Genomic DNA, 23,065 nt, shown 5'->3' on the forward strand with positions numbered 1-23,065 from the left:
GAAACCGGCGGAAGAAGAATCACACTCGTCATGTGATTTAAGGGTAAAACCCCAGGTCGCGATATAACCATACCGCAAAAATCGCCAAGGTGCCTTCTTGCGAGACGACGCTCGTATGCTACCATGCTTTGCAGTATGGTACCGGAGGGGGTGGCAGCTACATGACGCAATCGACGGCGCGGACGCACGTGTCCAGTTGGGGCTATGCGTGCTTTTTGACGGTGAACGCGACGTCTATTTGGGGAGGCGTCTTTCCGTTTCTGCCGCTTGAGTTTCAAACGGCAGAAGTCACGCTGACCTTTTTCCTTGCGCAGGCTTTGGCGTTCGGCGGAGCCTTCGTTGCCAGCATGTTCGGTTCCTATTACGTTCCCGGCGGCGCCCGTCGCATGCTGGTTTCTTTGAGCGCGCTTTTGGTGTTTGGCGGCTCGGCGTGCCTCATCGGCGCCATGTACGCTACCGTGGCCACCCTTGTGCTGGTGGCCGGCGGCGGCGTTTTGCTGGGCGTCGGCTGTGCGGGCATGTTCATGTTGTGGCAGCGTTATTTCGCGTCGTTGCCGGCGGAGCGGGGCAACTTGCGCTTGATCGCGGGCACGGCCATAGCCCCGTTCATCTATTTCGCACTGTATTTGGTTCCTATTGCGTTAACGGCCTTTTTGATTCCGCTCGTGTTCGTTCCGCTGTGCGGTTTGTGCATTGCCCTTTCGGTGCGCGAGATGCGCGTTGACCAGCCGATGTTCGAGGACGTTCCGCGTCAGCACCCGCGCGTGTACCGTCAGGCCATATCCGATTATTGGCGAAGCGCCCTGTGCGTAGGATCGCTTGCTTTAGCCAGCGGCGTCATTCGCGGCATTGCGCTTCTGCACGAAGAGATTGCCGCGGTGGTGAACAGCGCGTCCATGCTGGGCTCGTTCGTCTCGGCGGCGGTGCTGTTGGTGCTGTGGTATCGCATGAGCTTTCGCTTCGGCCTTACGTCGGTGTTTCGCGTGGTGTATCCCGTTATTATCACGGGGTTTTTGCTGCTGCCGTTTTTGGGTCCGATATACCTGAACCTGTTCGCGGGCTTTACGTATATGGTGTTCTCGCTTGTTCAGATGCTTATGATGATGCAGTGCGCGCAGGTTTCGCGCGACCGCGGTATCAACCCCGTGTTCATTTACGGGTTCTTTGGCGGTGTTGCCTACATTATGCAAAGCGTGGGATTCTTGCTAGGCTGGGTGAGCGATTTCGTGTCCGTGGACGGGCGCGAGTGGCTGTTCATCGTGGCGATGGCGTCAAGCTACGTGCTGGGTCTTACCCTGCTTGCGGCAACGGGCACGCTGTTCAAGTCGATTGCTTCTAAGGGGACCGTGACGGCGGATCCTATCGAGTTCCTGCCTCTGGGCATTTCCCAGGCGTCGGGGCGCGCTGCCCGCAAGGCGATCGCCGGTGTCGATGGACCTACCCAGGACGCCGATCCGTCGTCGCGCAAGGGCGCGTCATCCAAGAAGCGTCGCAATCGTCCTTCGGCCTCCGAAGATGCGGGTGCCATACGGGACCGCACGTCGAAGCAGTGCTTGCAGCTGCAGGAGCGCTACGGCCTGTCCATGCGCGAGACCGAGGTGACCGAGCTTATCGCGCGCGGAAACAGCATGGCGACTATTGCCGAACGCCTGGTCATCAGCGAGAACACGGTGCGCACCCACGCCAAGCACATTTACACGAAGCTGGACATCCACAAGCGTCAGGAGCTTTTGGACATGCTGCACGAGCTGGACGGGTAGGGCTTCTCGCGCGTCGCGCGGGCGGCGCGCGTGGTGCCGCGGGCGGAGGCCCCTGGCGTCGCGCGGGTGCCGCGGGCGGTGCCGTGCGAAGGTCCCCGCCCGCGAGACGCCCCCCGCACGCGCCGCCGCGGGCGCGGCATGCCGCTTGCGCACGAAAAATCCCGTTTGCTGGCAGGTTCTGACGGTTTGAGGTCGTCATGCCGGGCCTCGGCTTCGCCGTCGTTCGGCCCGGTTTTCGTTTTGCCTGATCAGGAAGTCGGGTTTCCGCATCGCGCTTTCGATGACGCTCGTGCCGCCGGGTCAGACGACCTCAAACCGTCAGAACCTGCCAGCGACAGCGGTTTTTCGTGCGCAACCTCGCATGTAACCCTGTATGCAACTCTGCAGAGAAGCGCTTCCGGGATGGCTGCGCTCGGGAGGGGGAGGGTCGCTCGTGCGAACGGCGCCCCGCGCGAACGGCAGCCCTTGCGTTCGGATTCCGCCTGCGCGCAAGGCCGGAAGACGGCTGTGCGGCACGTACCACTAACGTCGGGGTGTTGCGCTCGCGGCGGTCCCCGGGCCGGTCGAACATTGCAGTGCTATACTGGTGCCCGATCGACTGAAAGGCATGCAGCATGACGGCACAAGAGCTTCCCAACGGATTCACCGGCTTCGCGAATCGCAAGCCGCTCGGCTTCGAATCGGCGCGTTCGGCCATCAACGCGAACGCGCGCGGCGCGGGGTCGTCGGGCGGGCAAAGCGCGTACGAAGCGACCTCGGCGGCGTTCAACAGCGGCGCGGAAGGCGCGTTCCAGTACGCGCGCGACCATGCTCGCCCCGATGACGAGCCGGCGCAGTTCGATCCCGATAAACTGCGCCTGATCCCCACCACCGATCGTCGATGGGCCTGGACCGAGATCGACCTCAACGCGATTCGCTACAACGCCACCATGATCAAGCAGCGAGTGGGAGCCGGCGTGCGCGTGATGGCCGTGGTCAAGGCCGACGCGTACGGACACGGTGCGGTGAAGTGCGCCAAAACCGCGCTCAATTCCGGGGTGGACTACCTGGGCGTTGCTACCGTGGACGAGGCGATCGAGCTGCGCGAAGCCCTGGTGAACGCCCCTATTCTGGTGTTGTCCCAGCCGCCGCTTTCCGCTATTCCGCTGCTGCTTGCGTACAAGGTCATGCCAAGCGTGTACACGCCCGAGTTCGCTATCCAGTATGCGGAAACGGCCGATGCATACGGCATGAAGGCGCCCTACCATTTGGCGGTGAACACCGGCATGAACCGCATCGGCGTCCGTCACGACGAAGTGGTCGAGTTCATGGGGCAGGTGAGCTTCCATCGGGCGCTGGATTTGGTGGGCACGTTCACGCACTTCGCCACGGCGGATTCCGCCGAAACGCTGGATTTCCAGATCCAGGTCAAGCGCTTCATTGAGGCCGTCACCGCGCTGAACGTGGCGGGCTTCAATCCCGGCATCGTGCATGCGGCCAACACGGCGGCCGCCATTCGGTATCCCGACGTGCATTTCGACATGGTGCGCCTGGGCGTGGGCCTGTACGGCCTGCATCCCTCGTCGGTGACGCGTCCGCTGATCGACCTGAAGCCGGTCATGAGCGTGCACGCGCGCATCTCCGATGTGCGCACGGTGCCCATGAGCGAGGGCGTGAGCTACGGAATGAACTACCGCAGCCCCGGCAGCGTGAAGATATGCACGCTGCCCATCGGGTACGCCGACGGCTTGCGCCGCGGGCTTTCCGGCAGGACCGACGTTATCTTGAAGGGGCAGCGCTGCCGTCAGGTGGGCAACATTTGCATGGACCAGTGCATGTTCGAAGTGGACATGCGCACGTATGCGAACCGGCTCAAGCTTGACCCGCAAATCGGCGACGAAGTGCTGTTGGTGGGCCGTGAAGGCGATTCCGTTGTGACCATCGACGACATGGCGAACACCCTGGGGACCATCAACTACGAGGTTGCCATCGGGTTCAGCCATCGTATGCCCAGGTATTACGTGTAGACGGGGGACCGCATGACCAAACCGCACATCCCTTTGGACGATATTCGCGCGCAGGTGGAAGCGTGCCGGAAGTGCCCGTTGGCCGACGGCCGCACGCAAACCGTGTTCGGGGTGGGGAACCCCGAGGCGCGCGTGCTGATCATCGGGGAGGCGCCCGGTAAGAACGAGGACCTGCAAGGGGAGCCGTTCGTCGGCGCGGCGGGCAAGTACCTCAACGAGCTTTTGGCGGTGGCGGGCCTCACGCGCGAAGACGTGTTCATCGCCAACGTGCTGAAGTGCCGCCCTCCGGGAAACCGCAATCCGCGGCCTGAGGAAATAGAGCTGTGCGCTTCGTATCTGCGCGAGCAGACGCGCACCATCGATCCGGATTTCATCGTGACGCTGGGCAATTTCTCCACGAAGTTCATCTTGAAAACCGACATCGGCATCACGCGCTTGCACGGCACGCTGCAGCGCGCGGGCAAGTTCAAGGTGTTTCCCATCTTCCACCCGGCCGCAGCGCTGTACGACGGCAGCAAGCGCGAGGCGTTGGAAAACGATTTCACCACTTTGGGCGAGCTTTTGCGCGCGGCCGACGCCGAATAGCGTCGGCGCACGCCGTGCGCTATCCGTTGCATCATGCAGCCCCGTCCCCTGGCGAAGATGCCCTTCGCCGGGGGACGGGCGTTTCTACAGCCATTTCTTCCGTTTGAAAATCGCGAGCTCCACCAAGATGATGACGATGGACAGCGCGATGACCGCCTGGTAACCCCACGACCAGTCTATGCCGGGCATGTGCGCGAAGTTCATGCCGAACCAGCTGGTCAGCAGCGTAAGCGGGGCAAAGAGCGTGGTGACCACGGCGAAGAACTTCATGGTGTTGTTCTGCTGTATGTCTATCTGCGCTTGGTACAGCTCGCGCAGCTGCAGGCTGTACTCCTTGAGCGTGAGCGAGCGTTTGAGCAGGCGCTCCACCTGCTTTTGCAGCGAAAGGAACAGGCGCGTTTCTTCGCGCGCGAGCATCTTGTTCTCGTTTTCGGCAAGGCTGCTGGTCATGTCCACCAGCTGCTGATAGTACGTGTCGATGCGCAGTAGCTTGCGGCGGAACAGCAGCATGCGGCGATTGCTTGCGTCCATGCCGCGGTCGATGATGGCCTCCTCGACGTCCTCCATCTGGTCTTCCAAATCTGCCAGAAACGCAAGGTCTCCTTTTATGAGCAGCTTCATGCACTCGAACAGGCAGTGAGCCGTTGTGGGCTGCTTCAGTACGCCTTGTTCGGCAATGGCGCTCAGCAACCGCTCGCACGTACCGCTTTCGTCCAGGAAAACCAGTCGGTCCCTGTCGAGATAGAACGTGAAGCAGGTGGGGTCGTCAAGGATGCGCGCTTTGTCGGGGACGGCGAACGACCCGACCAAGCACGAGGGAAATACGTCGAGATACGTGTTTTCGGCCGAAGCGAGCAAACGAAGCGCTTGCTTCCCCTCTTCGCTCGGCGCGGTTAGGCTGTCGAGCTCCGGGGGCGCTGCCGCTATGGCGACGGGCCGGCCGTGCGCGAGATCCTGCAGGGAAGAGACGGGCGTCATGCGGTTGTCGAGGGCGTAGATGCGTGCCACGGGCTCCTCCTTGGGGTGCGAACATTCGGACGGCTCCACGTTTCGAGCCTACCATGCGGCCTGGACGGGCATACGGTCCGTCAACGGTTCGTTGCCGTTGCCGGCGCCGTTGGCGGGCCGTTGCGACCGCTCGCGCGAGGGGCTTTGCGGAAGGGCGCTCATCCGCGCGCGTCGGATACCTTTGGCCGTGTGGAAACACGTCCGAAACAATACCCCTAAACCCCGTTTGCTATACTGGCGGCCTTATCAAGTTCGAATCGGCACCGATACCCGGTGCTGTTTTTGTTCTGAGACGAGACGAGAAGGGTGAGGGCGAGTGTATCCCATCGAACGAGTTGAGGCGTTGAACCCCGAAGTCACCCGCATGGTTGTGCGGGCTCCCGAGATTGCGAAGAAAATCAAGCCGGGTCAGTTCATTATGCTGCGCATTGACGAGCGCGGCGAGCGCATCCCCTTGACCATGAACGATTGCGATGCGCAGGCGGGCACCGTCACGATCGTGTTTCAGGCGGTTGGGGCAACGACGATGCGCCTAGCGAACATGAAGGCGGGCGATTCCCTGCTGGACTTCGTGGGCCCGCTGGGGAACCCGACCGAGCTTGCCGGTGCGCGCCGCGCGTGCGTGATCGGTGGCGGTTTGGGAACCGCTATTGCGTATCCCCAGGCCAAGTGGCTGTATGAGCAAGGTTGCGAAGTGGATGTGATCACGGGATTCCGTAACGCCGACCTCGTTTTGTTCGAAGACGAGATCAACGCCAGCTCCACGCGTCAGATCATCATGACCGACGACGGATCGAACGGCAACAAGGGCTTGGTCACGCAGGCGCTTCAGCAGCGCATCGACGAGGGCGCGAACTACGACCTGGTGCTTGCCGTGGGCCCGGTCATCATGATGAAGTTCGTGGCGGCCACCACGAAGCCTTACGGCATCAAAACCCTGGTTTCCATGAACCCCCTGATGATCGACGGTACGGGCATGTGCGGAGGCTGTCGCGTGAAGGTGGGCGACGAATATCTGCATGCGTGCGTGGACGGTCCCGATTTCGATGGGCATCTGGTCGACTTCGACGACGCGATGCGTCGCGGGGTGATGTACCGCTCGTTCGAATCGGCGGCGCGGGATGCGGCGGCGGGTCGAATAGCCTCCGAAGGCCGCAATTGCGGGTGCGCGTCTGCGCATGGCGACCGGAAGGGGGCCTAACATGGCGCGGACCAGCTACGAAGTGAACAGGCAGAAGACGATGGTTCCCATGCCCGAGCTGGATCCCGTCGAGCGTGCCAAAACGTTTGACGAGGTCGCGCGCGGGTATTCCGCCGAAGAGGCCATGCTAGAAGCGCGTCGCTGCATTCAGTGCCCGACGCGTCCCTGCGTGCACGGTTGCCCGGTGGGCGTCCCTATCCCCGATTTCATCGAGCAGGTTGCCTTGGGGAATTTCGCTCGGGCGTACGTCATCGTGAAGAGCGCGAGCGCTCTGCCGGCGGTGTGCGGGCGCGTGTGCCCGCAGGAAACGCAGTGCGAGGGCGTGTGCACGCGCGGCAAGAACGGCGAGCCGGTCGGCATCGGTCGCTTGGAGCGCTTCACGTCCGACTGGGCGTTCGAGCATCCGCAGGAGGCCGCCGCCGCGATTGCCCAGCAGCGCGCCGAGGAAGCCGCCGCTCCCGTTGTGGATGCGGATGGCGAAACCGCCGTTGTGCCCCATGTTGACCTTTCGGGCAAGCGCGTGGCCGTGGTGGGGTCCGGCCCGGCGTCGCTCACGTGCGCTGGCGAGCTGGCTAAGCTCGGCTGCGACGTGACGGTGCTTGAGGCGCTGCACAAGCTGGGCGGCGTGCTGACGTACGGCATCCCCGAGTTTCGCTTGCCGAAAGACCTGGTTGAGCGCGAGGTTTCCAAGCTGGGAGACAGCGGCGTCTCGTTCGAGCTGAACACGTTGGTGGGCAAGCTCTACGACATCGACGAGCTTTTGAACGAACGCGGATTCGACGCCGTGTTCGTGGGAACGGGCGCTGGCCTGCCTGCTTACTTGGGAATCGAGGGCGAAGGGCTCAACGGCGTCATGGTGGCAAGCGAGCTGCTGACGCGCGTGAACCTCATGAAGGCGTACCAGTTCCCTGCGTACGATACGCCGGTGTATGCGGGAAAGCGCTGCGTCGTGGTGGGCGGCGGCAACGTTGCCATGGATGCGGCGCGCACGGCGAAGCGCTTGGGCGCGGACGTCACCGTGGTGTATCGGCGCAGCCGCGACGAGATGCCCGCGCGTGCGGAGGAAGTGCACCATGCCGAGCAGGAGGGCATCCGCTTCCAAATGCTGACGAACCCGAAGCGGGCGATCGGGAGCGAGGACGGCTGGGTGACCGGCTTGGAGTGCGTGCGCATGCAGTTGGGCGAGCCCGATGCAAGCGGGCGCCGTCGTCCCGAGGAGGTTGCGGGCAGCGAGTTCGTGATCGACATCGACATGCTGGTCATGGCCGTGGGATCCAAGACGAACCCGCTTATCGCCAAGACGACGCCCGGCTTGGAGGTTACGCCTCGCAGCCTTATCGTTGCCGACAAGCGCACGTGCGCAACGTCGCGCCGCGGCGTGTTCGCGGGCGGCGATGCGGTGATCGGCGCGGCTACGGTGATCTTGGCCATGGGCGCCGGGAAGCGCGCAGCTGCGGGTATCGCGGAGTATTTGTCGCAGCAGTAGCGGCTGTCCGGCCGTCGTGCTGCTTGCGGGGTGTTGTGCTATCTTGGGGGCGAGCGTTTCGTGCGAAGCGCTCGCTTTCGTTTTGCAGAGGAGCTGATCATGGAATTCGACCCTATCGCCTACATCAACGAGCCGCACTGGCAAGCGTCCCGCCTGGGGCTCGACCGCATTCGCGAGTTGCTGGACCGTTTGGGCCGCCCGCAGGATCGCATGCGGTTCGTTCACGTGGCGGGCACGAACGGGAAGGGGTCGACAAGCGCGTTCCTGTCTTCCATACTGCGCGCCGCCGGATTGCGCACGGGGCTGTTCACCAGCCCGTTTATCGAGACGTTCGAGGAGCGGATTCGCGTGGACGGACGTTCCATTTCCTTGGAAGACCTTGCGGCGGTAACGCTGGAGGTCAAAGACCACGCCGAAGCGATGGCCGCCGATACGGGCGATCATCCCACCGAGTTCGAACTGATGACCGCTGTTGCCATCGAGCATTTCGCGCGCAGCGGATGCCAGATCGCCGTGCTTGAAGTGGGGTTGGGGGGTCGCCTTGATTCCACGAACGTCATAGATGCCCCTGAAGTTGCGGTCATCACGCGCATCGGCCTGGATCATACGGCTTTGCTGGGCAACACGCTTGCCGCGATCGCCGGCGAGAAAGCCGGCATCGTGAAAGCGGGTTCGACCGTCGTGTCGTGGCCGCAAGAGGCCGAGGCCATGGCCGTGATCGAGCGCGTTGCGGCGGATTGCGGCGATGCGCTGGTGAATCCCGATGTTTCTTGTTTGGACGTGCGACCGGTCGAGCATCGCGTTACGGAAGCGGGGGAGGTGCATGTTCGGCCGTTCTCCTATTGCGGCGAATCGTACGAAACGCAGCTTCTTGGCCGGTATCAGCCGATGAACGCGGCGCTTGCCCTTGAGGCCGCGTTCGCGTTGCGCTTGCGCGGGTGGGATATTTCGGACGAGGCGTTGCGCGCGGGCGTCGCGCAGGCGCAGTGGCCGGGTCGTTTCGAAGTGCTGCCAAGTCGGGACGACCGACCGGCGTTTGTGATAGACGGCGGGCACAACGCCCAAGGCGCGCAGGCGCTCGCGGATTCCTTGCGCGACGTGTTCCCTGATCGCAAGGCCGTGTTCGTGATCGGAGTGTTGGAGGACAAGGATTACCCCACCATGTTGGAAGCAGTTTTGCCGCTGGGCAGCGCGTTCGTGGCCGTTGCGCCCCCGAACCCCCGCGCCCTTTCGGCGGCGAAGCTGGCGCGCGCCATTCGATGGACGGGGCAAGATCTGCTCGGATGCTCTGCGTGCGTGAATCCCTACGAAGCGCGCGATTTCGACGACGCGGTGGCCAAGGCTTGCGAACTGGCCGGTTCCGACGGGTTGGTGTGCGCGTTCGGCAGCTTGTACAGCATCGCCGCGCTTCGGGCTGCCATGCGTCGAGCGGGCTGGTAGCGCCTGCGCGCCCGTGACTCGGGCCGCGGCCTGCTGCTGCGACTCGGTCCACGGGCTGCTGCTGCGACTCGACCCGCAGCCTGCTGCCGTCGTTCGGTTCGCGTCGGCCTGCTGTCGCGACTCGGGCCGCGGGCTGCTACTTTCGCGAAGGGCTTGCGCGCGAAAAGTCCCCCTCGCTGGCAGGTTTTGACGTTTAGGGGTCGTCGAGCCGAACGCCGCGCTTGCCGCTGTGCGACCCTCGTTTTGTTTCCGCTGGTCACAGCGTTGACCTGCTTCGTCGCGCTTTCGGGTGCGCCCGATTCGCAAACTCCGACGACCTCAAACCGTCAAAACCTGCCAGCGAACGCGTTTTTTCGCGCGCAAGTCCTGCCTTTGCCGGGACGGCGCCTCTTCGATACTAACTTGAGGGCGACTTCGCATCTGGAAACGGGCTTCGGCCGTGATTTTTTGCCGACGCAGCCGAATGGCCTATCCAACGTGCGTCCGTTTAGAGTCAAGGACCTCTTCGCAGCCTCTGCAGAAATGAGATTATCTGAGATTTGGAGCAGTAAATTACCGTATCAACGGAAATAGCTCATCGGAGACTACCTAGGCTTGTTGCTATAATTCCTCACCAATAAATCCCCGATGGAAGGAACCATCCATGGCCGTGAATGTGACGGAAGGGAACTCCATATCCGGAAATACGGTAAAGTTCTCATCCTATGCCCTACGTAAATGCCTTATCGGTTTTGGCGCCGTTAACGGTGTGTTGAACGCTGTCATATTCTGGTTCATGCACAGCGGCGATATGACCGTGCAGTTCGATTTCGTTGGTATCGTGGCCGATCTTGCTATCACGGGCCTCATTTTGGGTGCGATTCTGTTCGCATGCGCAGTGCCTCTCACCAAGAGGGATATGCGGGCCGGCGCATTCGTCTCGCCTGAGACGTTCGGGGGTGTTGCGGGTGTCGTTCCGCGCAGTTATGGTGTGGCGATGCTGGTTATAGCCGTCGTCGCGGGAACTTTCATGGGGTTGCTGGGCATTGTCGCCGCATCCGCTCTTTCTGCGCCTATCTCCGCGGCGACCATGATGGCGCTCAAGGGCTGCGCGTGCGCTTTCGGCGGAGCAGCGGCAGGTTACCTGTCTCTGGTGTTCACGGCGCGGTCTTTTGGCGGCAGGTAGGTTGTTTTGCACAGGGCTAGCTGGCGTTAATCTTTTCGACGCATGAAAAAGGACCCCCGAGGGGTCCTTTTTCATGGATGGCGAAGCGTTACAGCGAATCTACGTACTGCACCAGGTCGCCTACGGAGTTCAGGCCTTCAGGCTCTCCGAAGTCGACTTCGCACTTCTCTTCGAGGTCGCAGATGAGCTCTACCATGTCGAGCGAATCGATGCCCAAGGAGTCGAACGTGGACTCTTCCGTCACGTTGGCGGGATCGATGTCCAGGTTCTCCTGCAGCACTTCCTTGATGGTGTCGATAGTGGGCATGAAGCTTAATCCTCCTTTTGCTTGAGCAGGCCGTAGCCGCCGCCGTCACGGCGATACAGTACGTTGACCAGGCCGCTGTCGCGGTCGGTGTAGGCGTAGAAGTCGTGGCCCAGAAGGTCGATCTGAACCAGCGCCTCTTCTTCGGTCAGCGGTGCGAATTCCATTTCCTTCACGCGAACAACCTCGTCGCCGGCAAGCTCTTGCATGAGGCCATCAACGTCGAGCTCTCCAGCAGCGGCGGGCTGGATGCGGATGGTCTCGTCTTCGGCGCGCAGTTTGCGGTCGATGACCTTCGTCTTGTATTTGCGCAGCTGACGTACCACCTTGGCGGCGGCGACGTCGATGGCCGCGTACATGTCTTCTTCGCTTTCTTCAACGCGAATGATGTGGCCCTTCGTGCGCAGCGTCACTTCGCAGACGGCGGGGCGAGGGTTGGCGGGGTTCTTCTCGACGAACAGAACGATTTCGGCTACGAGAGGATCGATGTCCATGACCTTCATGGAATTGCCGATCTTTTCTTCGGCGTACTGACGCAGTGCATCGGTTACAGGCATTTTGCGTCCGGTGACGGTAATGCTCATAGCAATCACCTCTTACCTCGTGGCGAATAAAAAAACAGCTCGATCAAGCGCCTGGCCTGGTCATGCGGGCAAAAAGAAGCTTTTTTCGTCGCATTGCAAGCCGACTCCTTTCGTCGAACTGATAGGAATAGCATAGCGCAAAACCCTTTGTTTTGGAGGGCTATTTTGCACCATGTTATGAAATCGGTTTAAAAACGTAGCGTGGATACAAGGAAGTGCCGGGCGATGATGGATAATACGAGGGTGTTTTAGGGGAGCGCCGCGTGCCCGGCTCCCGCGATGACAGGCAAGAGAGGCGCCCCGGAAGGGTCGCGGGCATGCGCTAAGGCAATTATGACTGATACGAACCAAGAAGGCACTCAGCGTATTTTCATTTCGGAGGTTCAGGGCCATCAGGCTCGATATTGGAAGCTCATCCAGTTCACTCATTCGTCTACGAAGGCTGCGGGCGCAATGCTGCTGGCGGCTGTGGTTGCGCTTGTTGTTGCGAATACGGGCGCGTACGATGCCTTTATCCATTTTTGGCACACGGAAGTGGGCTTTTTCTTCGGGGATGCGTTCGCCGGCATGTCCATGGCGCACATCATCAACGACATCTTCATGGCCATCTTCTTCTTGCTGGTGGGTTTGGAGGTCAAGTACGAGTTGACGGTGGGCGAGCTGACGAACATCCGCCAAGCTCTGCTGCCTATTATGGCGGCGCTCGGCGGCGTGATCGTGCCGGTTGGCATCTACCTGCTGTTCAACGCGACGAATCCTGAAACGGCTCACGGCTGGGGCGTTCCCACCGCAACCGACATCGCGTTCGCTCTGGGCATCCTGGCCTTGCTGGGCAATCGCGTTCCTAGCGGCGTTCGCGTGTTCCTGAGCACGCTTGCCGTGGCCGACGACATCATGGCCATCCTGGTCATCGCCATCTTCTACGGCCAGAGTCCTTCGCTGTTCTGGCTGGGGGCCGCCGCGGCGGTGCTGGTGGTGCTGGTTTTGATGAACCGCAGCCATATTTATTCGCTTGTCCCGTATTTGCTGGTGGGCGCTGTGCTGTGGTACTGCGTGTTCATGTCGGGCGTGCACTCCACCATCGCTGGCGTGCTGCTGGCCTTCGCCATCCCGTCGGGCTCGCGCGTTGACCTGAAGAGCTTCACCGACTGGTCGGGCACCAAGGTGCGGCAAGCGCACGAGGCATTCCAGCCCGAGACGCCGGTTATCGCGCAGGGCAAGTACATCGAGACGGTTTCGTCGCTGAGCCGCGTGGCACGTCAGGTGGTGCCCCCCGCGACGCGTTTGGAGCACAAGCTGTACCCGTGGGTGTATTTCGCCATTCTGCCGCTGTTCGCGCTGACGAACGCCGATGTCAGCTTTACCGGCGTGGACGTTGGGGCCATGCTGACCGACCCTGTCCTGTACGGCGTTCTGCTTGGTTTGCTGGTGGGCAAGCCGCTTGGCATCATGGTGATGAGCTTCGCCATTGTGAAGAGCAAGCTGGCGTCGCTTCCCGAGAACGTGAACTGGGGGCACATGCTGGGCGCGAGCATCCTGGGCGGCGTTGGCTTCACGATGGCTATTTTCGTTGCTAACCTGGCGTTCGACGACGAGGTCCTGGTGGCTACGGCGAAGCTGGGAATTCTGGCGGCGTCGCTTCTGGCGGGCATCATCGGCTTTCTGTTCCTGCTTTTGCAGGCGAAGCGCGCCCATAAGCGCGGCGTGGCTTACCTGTCCACGGCTCGCGAGGACGACGAGAACCTGCAGACGGCCGACCGCGATGCGGCGCGCGAGTACGAGGAAATGCTGCGGGACATCGAGAACCCTCAGATGAAGGAGGAGTTCGCGGCTGCTCATTCGCGGGGCCACATGTTCGAGATCGTGGTCGATCTGGGCCCGACCGGTCTTTTGGGCGGCGGCTCCATCGGGGACGTTCGCGAGGCGCTGCGCGAGGAGGTGGCGCGCGTGCTGCGCGAGGAGGGCAAGGAAGATCTGCTGGAGCAGGTGCAGGAGGATTTGCACGAGAACCAGGATAAGCCTCCGCTGGTAAGCGTGGAGGAAGCCTTGGTGCGCGAAGGCGGCGAGGCGGCTCGACAGCGCGCGTTGCGTCGCGAGGAAGATGACGTTACCGGTATGTCCGGGAAAGAATAGAAGCCACGTTGCGAAGGAATGACATGGAAGCAGCTGCTATCGTTCTAGCTGCGGGTGCGGGCACCCGCATGAAGTCCAAGAAGCCCAAGGTTGCCCACGAGGTGCTGGGAAAACCGCTGGTTCGCTGGGTGGTGGACGCGGCCCGCGAAGCTGGCGTGGACCGCGTGGTTTCCGTGGTGGGGCATGCTCGCGAGCAGGTGATTCCGCTGATCGAGGGCGATACGCAGGCGGTTGTGCAAAGCGAGCAGAACGGCACGGCGGGCGCGGTTCTGGTGTGCGCGGACGCGCTTGCCGACTTCGACGGCTCGCTGGTGGTGCTGTCGGGCGACTGCCCGCTTATCACGTCCCGAACGATTGCGCAGCTGGTCGAGGCGCGCGAGCGCGATAACGCTGCCGTGGTGGTGCTGACCATGGAGCTGGACGATCCGTTCGGGTACGGGCGCATCGTGCGCGACGAGCGGGGCTCGGTGGCGCGCATCGTGGAGCAGAAGGACGCAACGCCCGAAGAGGCGGCTTTGCGCGAATGCAACTCCGGGTTCTACTGCTTTGACGCGCGTGCTTTGTTCGACGCGCTGGCTCAGGTTGGCAACGACAATGCCCAGGGCGAGTTCTATTTGACCGACGTGCTGGAGATTTGCCGCCGTGCTGGCCGTCCGGTGCTGGCGCTGCCGTGCGATGACGCTTCCGAGTGCCTGGGCGTGAACTCTCGTGCGCAGCTGGCTGAGGCCACGAAGCTGCTGCAGCGTCGCATCAACGCTGGTCACATGGCGAATGGCGTGACCATGACCGATCCCGACCAGGTGTGGATCGGGCCGGACGTGGTTATCGAGCAGGATGTCGAGCTGCTGCCCCAGACGTTTTTGATGGGGTCCACGCGCATAGGCGAAGACAGCGTGGTCGGGCCGAATTCCCGCCTGACCGACACGGTGGTGGGCTGCGGCTGCACGGTTGACGAGACCGTGGCCGTGGAAGCGCGCCTGGACGACGGCGCGACGGCTGGTCCGCGCGCGTACCTGCGCCCTGCCGCCCATCTGTGCGAAGGCGCGAAAGCCGGCACGCACGTGGAGATCAAGAAGTCCACGGTGGGCAAGGGGTCGAAGGTCCCGCATCTGTCCTACATCGGCGACACGACCATCGGCGAAGACGTGAACATCGGCGCGGGCTCGATCACCTGCAACTACGACGGCAAGAAGAAGTGGCCGACGGTTATCGGCGACGGTGCGTTCGTGGGCAGCGATACCATGATGGTGGCGCCGGTCACCATCGGCGCGGGCGCGATCATCGGTGCGGGATCGTGCATTGCCAAGGACGTGGCGGCCGACGCTTTGGCGTTGACGCGACCCGAGCAGCGCGAGATTCCCGGTTGGGCCGCCAAGAAGCGCGCAAGGCAAGCGGAAGCGTAGGAACGCGGAAAAACGGAAACTGCGACGGGGCGAGAGATCGCCCCGTTTTTCATATACGCATTGTCGCCCGAAACGTACGGTTTTTGCGGGGATTCCGTACGTTTCGGGCGACAATGCTCTGCGGCGCGCCGGTCAGAGGAGGGGTTGCGACGCCGCGCATGGAAATTCTCTTGCGATCAATCTGCGAAGAAGCGGGCGTTCCCCCTGTGCGACCGAGCCACCTGCGGATACAATGGAAGGAACGGGATAAGGGGTGACGGTCGCGCAGCGCGGCGGCCCATGAGGTGACGCAAAGGAGCGCGTACATGACGGAAGTGCAGAAGAGCATGGCCCTGTTCTCGGGGTCGGTTAACCCCGGGCTCGCCGACGAGATCGCGAAGGACCTGAACGTCTCGCTGGGCAACGTCAAGCTTGAGAAGTTCGCAAACGGCGAGATTTACGCGCGCTATCAAGAGAGCGTGCGCGGCGCCGACGTGTTTCTGATTCAGTCGGTGTGCGGCGCCGACGGCTACGATGTGAACGACGCCCTGATGGAGCTGCTTATCATGACCGATGCCGCCAAGCGCGCCTCCGCTCGCTCCGTGTCTGCCGTGGTCTCGCATTACGGTTACGCGCGTCAGGACCGCAAGGCCGCTCCGCGCGAGCCCATCACCGCCAAGCTGGTCGCCGATCTGCTGGCTGCGGCGGGCGTGGACAACGTGATCACCGTGGATCTGCACCAGGACGCCATCCAGGGCTTCTTCGACCTTCCGGTGAACCACATGACGGCCATGCCCATCTTCGTGGACTATTACAAGTCCATGGGATTCAACCCCGAGGACCTGTGCGTGGTGTCTCCCGACGTGGGCCGCGCGAAAGCCGCCAAGAAGTTCTCCACCATGCTGGGCTGCGACATCGCCATCATGCACAAGGACCGTCCGAAGCACAACCAGGCCGAGATCACGGCGCTGATCGGCGACGTGAAGGACAAGATCTGCATCCTGAACGACGACATGATCGACACCGCGGGATCCTTGGTTGCTGCAGCGGCCACCCTCAAGGCGAAGGGCGCGGCGAAGGTGTACGCCTGCGCAACGCACGGCCTGTTCAGCGGCCCGGCGTACGATCGTATCGCGAACTCCGTCATCGAGGAAGTTGTGGTTACGAACGCGGTGCCCGTGCCGCTGGAGCGCCAGACGGGCAAGATCAAGGTGCTGTCCTTGGCTTCGCTGTTCGCCGAGACTATCAACAACGTGTACAGCAACGGCTCGGTGGCGTCGCTGTTCGAGTAGAGAGGTTACGCTGTTCTGCGAACGGCGCAACAAGTCGACGCTGCGAAGGACCGCGGCACCCCTTCTTCGCGCGATGGCGAAGGTTTGCGTACCGAAGTGCGCTTGCCTTCTCTGTCCCGCGAATCTCGGGCACCGCGGTCCTTCTTGCCGGCTTGCACGTTCGACGCGCAAGCTGAACAACCTGCAAGTGGAAAGCTGATTTTCATGTTCTTAATCGTTGGCCTGGGGAATCCGGGCGAGGAGTATGCGCATACGCGGCACAACGCCGGGTTCGACACCGTCGACGCCCTTGCCGAGGAGGTGGGCGCGCGCTATTGGAAGACCGAATGCGGAGCCTCGACGGCGAAAGGCGTGTACCGCGATCATGATTTGATTCTGGCTAAGCCGCAGAGCTACATGAACACTTCGGGCGGACCGGTCAAGCAGCTGATGAACGCTTACGGCGTAGACGCGGACCACGTGGTTGTGGTGCATGATGAACTGGACATCGATCCGGGCACGGTGCGCGTGAAATTCGGCGGCGGGCATGCCGGGCACAACGGGTTGCGTTCTATCTGCGACAAGCTGGGAACGCGCGATTGGTTTCGGGTGCGCATCGGCATCGGTCGTCCGCCGGGACGCATGCCCGTGGTGGATTGGGTGTTGTCGCGGCCCAAGAAGGAGGCGGCCGACGATTTCGCTTACGCGGTGGATCGAGGCGCCCAGGCTGCACTGTCGCTTGTGCAGGTAGGCTTGGAGAAGACCCAGCAGACGTTCAACTAATAGGCAAGGTGGGTGCGCGGGTTGACGGCTCGCGCGCCCACCTTGCTGTCGCTTTGGCGCTGTGCGCACGAAAAACCGCTCCCGCTGGCAGGTTTTGACGTTTAGGGGTCGTTGTATCTGGCCGGTTGGTCGCGCGCAAGGGCGCGACGCGACAGCTCAATGCTGTGAACAGGCGAAATGAAACGGAAGCCGAGCGACGACCGGAACAGTGCTCGGCTTGACGACCGCAAACCGTCAAAACCTGCCAGCGGGAGCGGTTTTTCGAGCGCAAGCCTGGCCCTGTGGCCCTGTGGCCCTGCGGCTCCGCGGTCCAGCGACCCCGCGGCCCAGCGACCCCGTGGCCCAGAGGCTCCGCGGCTCAGTCGAAGTCGACGCGGCTCGTCCGACGAGCAGCGCAAACCGCCTGCAATCGGCGCAAGCGCCTGCGGGCGGTCTTTTCCCTCTACTGCCGAAACGCTTGGGATATACTGGCCTTGCGGGAGCGACGGTTCTGGAGCGGAGGCGGTATGGCGGGCGAAAACCAGGCAAGAAAGCGCGGTGCGGTGTACGCCCTGTTCGCCATCGTGGTATTGGCTTCGGCTTCGGGAAATCTGTCGCAAACAGCGGTGAACGCCATGCTGGGCGACATCATGGGGGAGTTCGCTCTATCTGTTGATCTGGGGCAATGGCTTACGACCAGCTATATGCTGGTGCTTGGGGTAACGGTTCCCGTTGCCACGTTTCTTTCGCGACGGTTCTCGGTTCGCCGTCATGTGTTTCTGGCTCTTTCGTTTTTCCTGGTAGGCGCGCTTGCCGATCTGCTGGCTCCGAACTTTGCGGTTTTGCTGGTGGGCCGCGTCTTGCAGGCGGTTTCCACGGGCTTGCTCATGCCGCTCATGCAGACCATCGCCATGACCAGCTTCCCGCCCGGCCGTCAGGCTACCGCCATGGGCATTGCGGGCGTGGCTATGGGGTTCGCGCCGAACATCGGACCTACCATTGGCGGCGCCATGAGCTTCTCGTGGGGTTGGCGCAGCCTCTTCGTGCTGCTGGCCGCCCTTACGGTGATGCTTGCGATTGCCGCGGCCATTGCCATCAAGCCTGCTTCCGCGCGTGATACGGGCGCACGTCTCGATATCGTGTCGCTGACAATGTCCACGATTGGATTCGGCGGGTTGCTGCTGGGGTTCTCGAACGCAAGCAGCTTTGCACCCAGCAGTCCGTTCATTTGGGCTCCCATCGTGCTGGGTGCGTTGTTCTTGACGTTGTTCGTTCGTCGGCAAAAGCGGGTCGACCATCCGCTTATTACGATGGAGATATTCGCATCGCGCCAGTACACGGCGGGGTTTGTGGCGCAGAACCTGCTGAATGCCTCGTTCATGGGCGTTACCCTGATCGTGCCGCTGTATGTGGAAGGCCTGTGCGGCGGAACTGCGCTTGAGGCCGGAGTGGTGCTGCTTCCGGGAACGGTGGCTGCGCTGCTGTTGAATCCCCTGGCCGGCGTGCTGACCGACCGCGTGGGCGTGCGCCCGGTCGCGGTGGTGTCGGGCGTGTTTCTGGCGGCTGGCGCGGTGCTCATGTCGTTTCTGGAATCCGACACGCCGCTTTGGGCGGTGACGCTCTGTCAAGCAGTGCGCGCGGTGGGAGTATCGGGCTTGGTGGGGCCGCTGACTTCGTGGAGTTTGGCGAAGTTGCCGCGCCCGATCGTCGCCGATGGATCGTCGTTTTGCATTGCGGCGCGGCAGGCGTGCGCGTCGCTGGGAACGTCGGTGATGGTGTTCGCCATCACGGCGGTGGGCGCAACATCGGCGGGCGTGGCAGACCCGGCGCTGGCGTATCAGGTTGCCTTCGGATTCTCCGCCATTATGGCGGTTGCTACGCTCGGGTTTATCGTGGCGAAGGTGCGCTAGAGCGATCAGCCCACGTCAGTACACGATGGGATTGTCTTCCAGCCCGTAGCGAGCTAGCTTTTCGGCATCGTATACCCGTATGCGGCTTCGGGTTCGCTTGAGGACGCCTTCGCTCTCAAGCGCCGCAATCAATTTCGTGCACGTGGTGATATGGATGGCCAGCAGCTCGGAAAGCTGATTGAGCGTCAGGTTGCACTCGATGTCGAACGTGCCGTCCGGCTCGGGCTTTTGGGTGGCGCACAGTTTTTGCAGCCACATGATCATGCGCTTGGTCGATGATTGGTAGCCCGTGTTGCTTATTCGGTGTCCCATTTGGGCAAACGATAGGTGGCATACATCGATGAACTCGTAGAATAGATCGGGGTCTTGCTGGGCGAGCTCGTAGAGTTGTCGTTGCGTGAACGCGAACAAGACAGTGTTTTGCGTAGCTACGAAACGAGCTTTGTATCGCCCGATCGAGGCGTAGTCGTTGTATTCGGCCGAGAAGGCGTTTCCTGCGTTGCGCCAGTACAGCGGCATGCCGCCTCCTGATTCTTGCTCGAACGTCGCAGCTATCTGCCCCTCGTCGATATAGAAGTAGTACGGGTCGTCTATGGTTTTCGCGCTTGTACGAATGTACTCGCCTTTGAACAGCTTCTTCTTTCGGCCAAGCTCTTTGTATTCGGCTATTTTCAAGCGCCGGAACGGTTGCGTCGGTATAAGAATGGAACGGTAGTCTTGCTCGGTGGCCATATGATGTCTCCCCAGTGATCATGTGGTTCCGGTACGAAAAATCCCCTAGAGCGATACTAGCACTTTCGTGCGCCCGCGCCAACGTCGAGCAACGTGCATTCGACGCTTGACGTGCGGCATGTTTCCTGATCGCAGGCGAAATCTGGTCTGCGCCAGGTTCCGGGTGGCGCGAAATCTCAGTTCTTCTTGTTGCGGGCGCTTCTGGAACGACCTCTTTCTAGTCCGTAGAGTTTCCCATGACGAAGCGCGAGGGAGATAGGTATCGACACCGTTCTTCCCGTGCAGGAAAACAGGAGGAAGGACAAGGGGATGACGAGGTACGGAATGGCCATTGACCTGCGCAGATGCGCGGGTTGCGGTGCCTGCGTCGTGGCATGCCAGATGCAGAACAACCAGAAGCCCGGCGTGTCGTGGAACAGCCTGGACGTGTGCGAATGGGGGCGTACGGTAGGCGAGTCGGGTCGTGCGTACGTGCCGCATGCGTGCATGCAATGCGACGATCCCGAGTGCGTTAGCGTGTGTCCTACCGGTGCGAGCGTACGCCGCGAGGATGGCATTACGGTGATCGACTACGAGCAGTGCATCGCATGCGGGTTCTGCATGTCGGCTTGCCCTTACGGCGCGCGCAAGCTCAACAACGCCAAGGGCAACCTGTTCGGCGCCGATGTTCCCGCGCCGTACGAATCCTACGGCGTGCAGCGTAGCCTGGTGGCGGAAAAGTGCATCTTCTGCGAAGGTCGCTTGGCCGAGGGCAAGCAGCCTTCCTGCGTGGTTAACTGCCCGGGCCGCGCGCGCTACTTCGGCGACCTGGACGATTCGCAAAGCGCAGTATCCCAGTTCATAGCGGCAAACGATGCCGTGCGCATTGACGAGACGTCGTTCTATTACGTGCCAGTAGCGGGCATGCCCAACGATGCCTTGCCGTTTGCGGCCTCGTCCCAAGACGTGGTACGCGAGCAGGCTGCGCCGGGCATCGATCCTGTGGTGCTGGGAGCGGCTGGCGTTGCCGTAGTTGCTGCGGGCGTGGGCGCGGGCGTGGCTGTGGCGAAATCGAAGAAGGGGAAGGAAGGGGCATAGCATGAGCGAGATGACCAGCGTCACCCGTCGCACGTTCCTCAAGGGCGCGGGCGCGGTTGCGGGCACGGCCTTGGTGGCTGGCGGCTACAACATCGTGCATCCCGAAGGGGCTGTGGCCGAAGAGGCTCCCGTCGAAGTCAAGTACACGTACTGCGACATGTGCAACCACGTGCCGAAGTGCGGCATAGCCGCCTCGATCAAAGATGGCAAAGTGGTGCGCGTCGAGGCGCGCGAAAAGTATCCCGCCGACCCCATCTGCGCGAAGGGCATTTCCAGCTTGCAGGAGCTGTACGACCCGCATCGCATCACGTACCCGATGGTGCGCACGAACGCGAAGGGTAGCGGCGCGCCCGAATGGGAGCCCATTTCCTGGGACGATGCGTACGCGCGCATCGCGAGCGAGTTCAATCGCATCAAGGAAGAGAGCGGTCCCGAAGCCGTGCTGTTCTACTGCGGCGATCCCAAAGAGCCCCGTGGCGCGATGCAGCGCCTTGCCACGCTCTTCGGTTCCCCCACGTATGGATCTGAAAGCTCCACATGCGCGGCGGCTACTTGGATCTGCTCGCAGCTGGTTACCGGCCAGCTGACCATGGGAAGCGATCCTACCGACGCTACGGCAAGCTGCTTGGTCTGGTCGCTCAATCCTGCCTGGTCGCAGCCTTATCGCTTCGGGGACATGATGAAGCACAAGGAGCGCGGCTGCAAGTTCGTGGTGGTTGACCCGCGCATCACACCGACCGTGACCGGGCTGGCCGACGTGCATTTGCAGCTGCGCCCCGGCACCGACGGCGCGTTGGCGCTCGGCTTCATCCACGTCATGCTGCGCGACAATCTCTACGATAAAGAGTTTGTGGAGAAGTGGACGCACGGCTTCGACGAGCTGGCAAGCTACGTGCAGGAGTTCACGCCCGAGCGGGTTGAGGAGATCACCTGGGTACCCGCTGCCAAACTGGAGGAAGCGGTCAAAATCATCTGCGAAAACTCCCCGGCTACGCTCGTGTCCAGTTCGGCTGGCGCCTGCCATGCCACGAACGTGGGCAATTTCCAGCGCGCGGTGTACTCCATCATTGCCTTGACCGGCGATCTTGACGTGGCGGGCGGCCTTTCCATGGGCTCTGGGCTGCCGTTCGACTATTCGGCGTCCACTGCGGCTTTCCGTTTGGAGAGCATGTACGCCGAAAAGGGCTTGCAGAACATTCGCTATGACAAAGACGATTTCCCTGTATGGGCGCACTATTTCAAAATGATCCAGACGGCGCATCTGCCGGAACTGGTTGCCGACGGCAAGATTCGAGCCGGCTTGCTGCTGGGCGTGAACTCCATGATGTGGCCGCAGACTCCTGAGTACCAAAAGGCTATCAAGGACATGGAGTTTACGGTAGCCATCGACTATTACATGCGCCCTTGGACTCACGATTTGGTGGACATGCTGCTGCCTGCTGCCATGTGCTACGAGCGCATGGCGCCGCCGGCTATTTTCGGCCGCAAGATATTTCATCGCGATCCGGTGGTGGAGCCGATGGGGCAGTGCCGCGAGGATTGGCAGATCATCCTGGAGATCGGTTGCGCGCTGGGCTTTGAGCAGGAGTGCTTCGGCGGCAGCGTGGAGGCGGCACTCGACGATATGTATCGCGGTGCGGGCATCGACATTTCTCTGGACCTGCTGCGCGAGCATCCCGAAGGCTACGAAGTGCCTGGTGGCGTGAAGGGCGAGCGGAAGTACGCCGACGGCCTTCTGCGAAAAGACGGCAAGCCTGGATTCAATACTCCGACGGGTAAGATAGAGTTCGTGTCGGAGGTTCTCAAGCAGTACGGCTTTGATGGTTTGCCGGTGTTCGAGGAGCCGGTGCACAGCCCCGTGAGCACGCCCGACGAGGCGAAGGATTACTCGCTGGTGTTGAATAGCGGATCGCGCGTGCCGTATTACACGCACTCGAAGCTGCGCGATCTTCCCTGGCTCAACCAGTTCATGCCCGACCCGGTTATTCGTCTTCATCCGGACGATGCGGAGAAGCGCGGTATTGCCGAGGGCGATCAGGTGCGCGTGTTCAACCAGTTTGGCGAAGTTGTCATGAACGCGGAGATCACGAACCTCGTGCTGCCGGGCGTCGTGGACGTGTTCCACGGGTGGCATCAGGCGGACATCAATCTGCTGACTACGCGCGACTTCGATCCAATTACCGGGTTCCCGCCGTTCAGGTCGGGATTGTGCGAGGTCGAGCGCACGGGCAAGGGCCGCATCGTCGCCTAGAGGAGGAG

General features: G+C 61.9%; 18 protein-coding genes. 14 read left to right on the forward strand and 4 right to left on the reverse strand.

Annotated elements, in window-relative coordinates; all coding sequences use genetic code 11:
• The first annotated feature begins 161 nt into the window (after positions 1 to 161).
• The 3 genes from LQE90_RS08125 to LQE90_RS08135 all read left to right on the forward strand — a co-directional run bounded on the left by LQE90_RS08125 (position 162) and on the right by LQE90_RS08135 (position 4,351).
• Positions 162 to 1,760 carry a LuxR C-terminal-related transcriptional regulator gene (locus LQE90_RS08125; RefSeq protein ID WP_216529384.1) on the forward strand — a complete coding sequence of 533 codons (1,599 nt, stop codon included), beginning with the start codon at positions 162 to 164 and terminating at the stop codon, positions 1,758 to 1,760.
• 614 nt (positions 1,761 to 2,374) lie between these two features.
• Complete coding sequence (gene alr / locus LQE90_RS08130; RefSeq protein WP_114567386.1) at positions 2,375 to 3,766, forward strand: alanine racemase; 1,392 nt, start codon at positions 2,375 to 2,377, stop codon at positions 3,764 to 3,766.
• 12 nt (positions 3,767 to 3,778) lie between these two features.
• Positions 3,779 to 4,351, forward strand: coding sequence for a uracil-DNA glycosylase (locus LQE90_RS08135; protein ID WP_114567385.1), 573 nt, complete (start codon positions 3,779 to 3,781; stop codon positions 4,349 to 4,351).
• 84 nt (positions 4,352 to 4,435) lie between these two features.
• Here the strand turns inward: LQE90_RS08135 and LQE90_RS08140 are convergent, their stop codons facing one another.
• The gene (locus tag LQE90_RS08140; RefSeq protein ID WP_225749771.1) at positions 4,436 to 5,359 is read right to left on the reverse strand and encodes a magnesium transporter CorA family protein; all 924 of its coding nucleotides are present in this window, start codon (positions 5,357 to 5,359) and stop codon (positions 4,436 to 4,438) included.
• A 316-nt stretch (positions 5,360 to 5,675) separates the two neighbouring features.
• Here LQE90_RS08140 and LQE90_RS08145 point away from each other — a divergent pair, with 316 nt between their 5' ends.
• The 4 genes from LQE90_RS08145 (at position 5,676) to LQE90_RS08160 (ending at position 10,651) form a co-directional block, all read left to right on the forward strand.
• Positions 5,676 to 6,560 (forward strand): sulfide/dihydroorotate dehydrogenase-like FAD/NAD-binding protein, encoded by an 885-nt coding sequence (locus LQE90_RS08145; protein ID WP_216529385.1) that lies wholly within the window; start codon positions 5,676 to 5,678, stop codon positions 6,558 to 6,560.
• A 1-nt stretch (position 6,561) separates the two neighbouring features.
• Positions 6,562 to 8,046 carry an NADPH-dependent glutamate synthase gene (gene gltA, locus LQE90_RS08150; protein ID WP_216529386.1) on the forward strand — a complete coding sequence of 495 codons (1,485 nt, stop codon included), beginning with the start codon at positions 6,562 to 6,564 and terminating at the stop codon, positions 8,044 to 8,046.
• Between the two features lie 99 nt (positions 8,047 to 8,145).
• Entirely contained in the window at positions 8,146 to 9,486 is a 1,341-nt protein-coding gene (locus tag LQE90_RS08155; RefSeq protein ID WP_216529387.1) for a bifunctional folylpolyglutamate synthase/dihydrofolate synthase, read from the forward strand.
• Positions 9,487 to 10,129: 643 nt separating this feature from the next.
• Positions 10,130 to 10,651, forward strand: a complete 522-nt coding sequence (locus LQE90_RS08160) for a hypothetical protein (RefSeq protein WP_216529388.1) — start codon at positions 10,130 to 10,132, stop codon at positions 10,649 to 10,651.
• 88 nt (positions 10,652 to 10,739) lie between these two features.
• On the opposite strand, the gene LQE90_RS08165 is transcribed toward LQE90_RS08160, so the two are convergent.
• Positions 10,740 to 10,958, reverse strand: a complete 219-nt coding sequence (locus LQE90_RS08165) for an acyl carrier protein (RefSeq protein WP_114567380.1) — start codon at positions 10,956 to 10,958, stop codon at positions 10,740 to 10,742.
• A 5-nt stretch (positions 10,959 to 10,963) separates the two neighbouring features.
• On the reverse strand, positions 10,964 to 11,539 hold the full coding sequence (gene hpf / locus LQE90_RS08170) for a ribosome hibernation-promoting factor, HPF/YfiA family (protein ID WP_114567379.1): 576 nt from the start codon (positions 11,537 to 11,539) through the stop codon (positions 10,964 to 10,966).
• Between the two features lie 333 nt (positions 11,540 to 11,872).
• Between hpf and nhaA the strand changes: the two genes are divergently transcribed.
• The 5 genes from nhaA (at position 11,873) to LQE90_RS08195 (ending at position 18,997) form a co-directional block, all read left to right on the forward strand.
• Positions 11,873 to 13,672 (forward strand): Na+/H+ antiporter NhaA, encoded by a 1,800-nt coding sequence (nhaA, locus tag LQE90_RS08175; protein ID WP_216529389.1) that lies wholly within the window; start codon positions 11,873 to 11,875, stop codon positions 13,670 to 13,672.
• A gap of 23 nt (positions 13,673 to 13,695) precedes the next feature.
• The gene (gene glmU, locus LQE90_RS08180) at positions 13,696 to 15,075 is read left to right on the forward strand and encodes a bifunctional UDP-N-acetylglucosamine diphosphorylase/glucosamine-1-phosphate N-acetyltransferase GlmU (protein WP_216529390.1); all 1,380 of its coding nucleotides are present in this window, start codon (positions 13,696 to 13,698) and stop codon (positions 15,073 to 15,075) included.
• A 305-nt stretch (positions 15,076 to 15,380) separates the two neighbouring features.
• Positions 15,381 to 16,346, forward strand: a complete 966-nt coding sequence (locus LQE90_RS08185) for a ribose-phosphate diphosphokinase (protein WP_216529391.1) — start codon at positions 15,381 to 15,383, stop codon at positions 16,344 to 16,346.
• 204 nt (positions 16,347 to 16,550) lie between these two features.
• Entirely contained in the window at positions 16,551 to 17,108 is a 558-nt protein-coding gene (gene pth, locus LQE90_RS08190) for an aminoacyl-tRNA hydrolase (protein ID WP_216529392.1), read from the forward strand.
• 506 nt (positions 17,109 to 17,614) lie between these two features.
• Positions 17,615 to 18,997, forward strand: coding sequence for a DHA2 family efflux MFS transporter permease subunit (locus LQE90_RS08195; protein WP_216529393.1), 1,383 nt, complete (start codon positions 17,615 to 17,617; stop codon positions 18,995 to 18,997).
• Between the two features lie 15 nt (positions 18,998 to 19,012).
• Here LQE90_RS08195 and LQE90_RS08200 read toward each other — a convergent pair whose 3' ends face one another.
• Positions 19,013 to 19,729, reverse strand: coding sequence for a Crp/Fnr family transcriptional regulator (locus tag LQE90_RS08200; RefSeq protein WP_216529394.1), 717 nt, complete (start codon positions 19,727 to 19,729; stop codon positions 19,013 to 19,015).
• A gap of 309 nt (positions 19,730 to 20,038) precedes the next feature.
• On the opposite strand from LQE90_RS08200, the gene LQE90_RS08205 reads away from it, so the two are divergent.
• Positions 20,039 to 20,806 (forward strand): 4Fe-4S dicluster domain-containing protein, encoded by a 768-nt coding sequence (locus tag LQE90_RS08205; RefSeq protein WP_216529395.1) that lies wholly within the window; start codon positions 20,039 to 20,041, stop codon positions 20,804 to 20,806.
• A gap of 1 nt (position 20,807) precedes the next feature.
• Positions 20,808 to 23,057, forward strand: coding sequence for a molybdopterin-containing oxidoreductase family protein (locus LQE90_RS08210; RefSeq protein WP_216529396.1), 2,250 nt, complete (start codon positions 20,808 to 20,810; stop codon positions 23,055 to 23,057).
• The last annotated feature ends 8 nt before the right edge of the window (positions 23,058 to 23,065 follow it).

It is taken from the genome of Paraeggerthella hominis (assembly GCF_021044775.1).
GTDB classification, from domain to species: Bacteria; Actinomycetota; Coriobacteriia; order Coriobacteriales; family Eggerthellaceae; genus Paraeggerthella; species Paraeggerthella hominis.